The 4,018-nt window shown below is 33.0% G+C and carries 2 protein-coding genes; one reads left to right on the top strand and one right to left on the bottom strand.

All coding sequences use genetic code 11. The features are described 5' to 3' along the window. Nucleotides 1-153: 153 nt before the first annotated feature. Nucleotides 154-1,449: a glutamate-5-semialdehyde dehydrogenase gene (locus AC3DU7_RS27445; RefSeq protein WP_488042432.1), complete on the bottom strand. Its 1,296-nt coding sequence runs from the start codon at nucleotides 1,447-1,449 to the stop codon at nucleotides 154-156. Between the two features lie 627 nt (nucleotides 1,450-2,076). On the opposite strand from AC3DU7_RS27445, the gene AC3DU7_RS27440 reads away from it, so the two are divergent. Next, nucleotides 2,077-3,834 (top strand): mechanosensitive ion channel family protein, encoded by a 1,758-nt coding sequence (locus tag AC3DU7_RS27440; RefSeq protein WP_488042431.1) that lies wholly within the window; start codon nucleotides 2,077-2,079, stop codon nucleotides 3,832-3,834. Nucleotides 3,835-4,018 lie beyond the last annotated feature (184 nt).

Raw genomic sequence — 4,018 nt, 5'->3', positions numbered from 1 at the left:
GACAGGCAGGATGGAGACAGGCAGGATGGAGACAGGCAAGATGCCTGCTCCCACTTATATTTATCCCGCCCCTCAGCAATGCCCAGTATATGTTTATAATTCTATCCACACTTCCATATTCAATCTCCCCTACTCCCCTACTCCCTCACTCCCCTACAAATCTCGGTGAGTAAATGCCTGAGCGCGATCGCCAGAATAAGTAGCAGCAATATGGCCATCACCTACAACTTGATATTTATAAGTTACTAACCCTTCTAAACCTACTGGGCCTCTTGGTGGCATTTTCTGGGTACTAATTCCTACTTCTGCTCCAAAACCATAACGGAAACCATCAGAAAACCGAGTTGAACAGTTATGGAATACTCCTGCCGCGTCTATTTGAGCAAGAAATAGGTCTGCGGCTTGTTTATCCTCAGTTATGATCGCATCTGTATGTCCAGAACCATAAGTATTGATGTGAGCGATCGCTGATTCTAAATTATCTACTACCTTAATTGACAATACTAAATCGCTGTATTCTTTTGCCCAGTCTAATTCTGTCGCCACTTTTACCGATGGTAAAATCTTTTGAGTAGCTGCATCACCTAATAACTCTACCTGATGCTTTTCCATCATTGGGAGAACTTCTGTCAAAAACTTGTCAGCAATATCAGTATGAACTAACAAAGTTTCCACTGCATTACAAGCAGCAGGATACTGAGTTTTTGCATCCACAGTAATTGCAACTGCCTTTTGAATATCCGCTGACTTATCTACATAAACATGACAAATTCCTTCAGCGTGCCCCAAAACAGGAATTTGAGTATTTTCCTGTACAAATTTCACAAAAGAGTTAGAACCTCTGGGAATAATTAAATTGACATATTGATCTAATTTCAGTAACTCTAGAGTTTCTTCCCGGGTAGTTAATAACTGTACTGCATCAGGATGAACAGAAGTTTTTGCCAGTCCTTGACGAATTGCTGTAACTAACTCTTGACATGAATTAGTTGCTTCTTTTCCTCCTTTGAGAATGACGCCATTTCCTGATTTAATTGCCAAAGCCGAAATTTGAATCACAGCATCAGGGCGAGCTTCAAAAACTACACCAATAACTCCCAATGGGCAAGTAATTCGTTTGAGAATTAATCCTGCATCTAGTTCTCGATGTATTTGTACCGTACCCACTGGATCGGCCAAAATAGAAACATTGCGTAAACCTGCGATCGCGCTGTTAAGTTTAGCCTCGTCCATTTTCAATCGATTATAAAGAGGTTTAGCAATGCCATTAGTTTGAGCTATCTGACAGTCAAGTTTATTTGCTGCGATAATTTTTGGTGCTGCGGTTTCTAGTGCTTGGGCGACTGCTTCAATTGCTTGATTTTTTGCTTCTGTAGATAAACCTGCTGATTTTTGTGCTGCTTGACGGGTTGTTTTGGCTATTTCAGTCAAAGAAACTTCTATAATCATCATCTTTTTGAACTTTTTTACGACTTATTTTATCATTATACTACTTCGTTCTCAATAATTATTAATGATATTGCGATTGACATTAATTATTAAATTTGTAGATATATTTTTAAGTTGATTTTATAGCAATTACCATATAAATCTAAAATACACTGAATTGTTTTATGTTTAAGATTTTTTTTGATTAATGAGAAGCTTTTTATGAAAAAAATCAAAGCATATAATTTGACATATTTATATATATTTATTCAAAAAAAATTAGAGAATAAGACGTTCAAACATAATTGAATAGTAGTCTTTTAGCCGTAGCATTACATTAGTAATAAACTGATGTGTAATTTGCTAATTGCTATATATGATTAACTAATTACTAAAACATTACAATTTCTGTCCGGATATTTCTCCTTTCAGATAGAAAGCAATCAATAGACTAATTTTATCTTCAATAATCAAAAAATCAGGTCTCAAGCCTCCTAATTTTAAGTCGATAAAAAATAAAATTCTGCTTTCTATTGCAGCAGGTACTAATAACACAGTTCCTCTGTAAAGAGGCTAAATGTTAACAAAGTTCCGACCGAGGAGGCTAACTGATAACTGATAACTGTTAACTGATAACTGAATTGACTTATGCAAATTTATAAATTTATTTCATTTAAACAACTATTCATCAAGCAAAATAACTTCTTCGACCGCTATAAAATATCAAAAATCATCACAGTGATAATTTTTAGCCTCTTAACCTTTATTCTGATAACTAATCAAACTTTCTTAGCATTAGGTCAGACTTCAGAAACATTAGAGAATAATAATATTGAAAATATTACTCAAGTTCAATCATTAACACCTATCAGTAATATAGTTTATAAACCCATTAAAATCGACAGCAGAGAAATTTTCAAAGTAGCCGCAGTAGCAGGACAAGAAGTCCAAGGAAATAGCAACACATCTCCCCTAAATATTAGAGTTAGACTGTATGAAAATAATCTTCAACAAACAATTAAAAATTGCTTCGATGCTGATACTTTAAAATTAACTCTTGAAAACCTAGAAAATCAGACTTTAATATTTGCTTCAGATGCAGAAGATCTCAAAAATCAATTTCTGATGGCCATCACAGATTTAGATGCTCAGATTCATGGCATATCTAGAGAAGATTTAACTAATCAGATTATTGGTTTTTTGAAGGATGCCTTAATTAGAGCCCAGAGAGAGCGACAACCAGACTATTTAATCAGGCAACTTTTAATTTCTTTCGGAATAATATTAGTTTTGATTCTATTGAGCTTTCTCTTATCAATTTGGCAAAAGAACTGCTTAAGAAAGTACCAAAAAATCCAAAAATTGATAGAAAATTTAAAAGTATCTCGCCCACAGATAGATGAATTGAAAAATTATCAAGAATTAACTACAGTAAAAACAGAATTAGCTTTAGGGCAAAAACAACAGTTAATCTGGGAACAACAACAACATAAAAATTCTTTTTTTAGAAGTATTCTACAAGTAAATCACTTGATTTTGTGGTTGTATGGCATTATTTGGATTTCAGGTAATTTTCCTTATAGTCGTTGGCTACAGATTTTTTTAGTTTCTTATATGATAATTTTAATTATTATAGCTAGTACTTATTTAGCAATTAAAGGTAGCCCGGCGCTCGTCAACTGGTTTGCTATAAATAGTTTTAAAAGATTAGAAAATCAAAGTTACGACCATAGAAAAATACCACGGGCAATTACTTTATCTCATACATTAAAAGGAATTGTAATGTTTGTATTAGGTTGTATTGGCATGCTGGGGATATTTCAAAATTTCAATGTTTCTATAACCATAATATTATTAGGTTTAGGTATTATTAGTTTGACAGTTTCTTTAGGTGGTCATAATCTAGTTAAAGATATCATCAGTGGAATTTTAATTTTGCTAGAAGACCGGTATGCAATTGGTGATTTGATTGACCTAGATTATACGATGGGTTATGTAGAAGATATGAGTTTTCGTGTAACACAATTACGCGATGCAGGAGGACGTTTAAGTTCAATTCCTAATAGTAAAATTTCTATAGTCCACAATTTCACAAAAGATTGGGCAAGTATTGATTTAAGAATAAAAGTAAATTTATATACTAATCTAAGCCAAGTAGTAGAATTAGTTAAACAAGTTGCTAATGAGTTAAAAAATGATGCTGAGTGGGGAGATAAAATTTTAGATGCTGGCAGTATTTTAGGTGTAAATAGTGTTTCTCAAACAGAAGTAGAACTTATGATTAGAATGAAAAGTATACCAAGAGAACAATGGAATGTAGCTCGTGAGTTTTGCTACAGGTTGAAACAAATTTTTGAGCTGAAAAAGATTGCCTTTAATGCCACAATATCTTCAAAATATAGATAATACCAATTTCATAAAATATTGCTACAGTGACTACATAGGGAACAGGGAACAGGGAACAGGGAAAGAAAAACATCATAAAAAAGAGGAAAAAAGGTGAAAATTTTATAATTTATGGAATTTATAATTTTTTCTTTTAGGAATAAATGACAAATTAAGATGTAACTGCCTTTTTTGAATTTGGTAT

Source organism: Okeania sp. (assembly GCF_983059655.1).
Note: the sequence above shows the minus strand (reverse complement) of the source record. Positions and strands in the feature narration are given on the sequence as shown.

What these genes read in the sequence shown, in the direction of transcription:
- AC3DU7_RS27445 (WP_488042432.1), bottom strand. Translation starts at nt 1,449, where the DNA reads ATGATTATAGAAGTTTCTTTGACTGAAATAGCCAAAACAACCCGTCAA.
- AC3DU7_RS27440 (WP_488042431.1), top strand. Translation starts at nt 2,077, where the DNA reads ATGCAAATTTATAAATTTATTTCATTTAAACAACTATTCATCAAGCAA.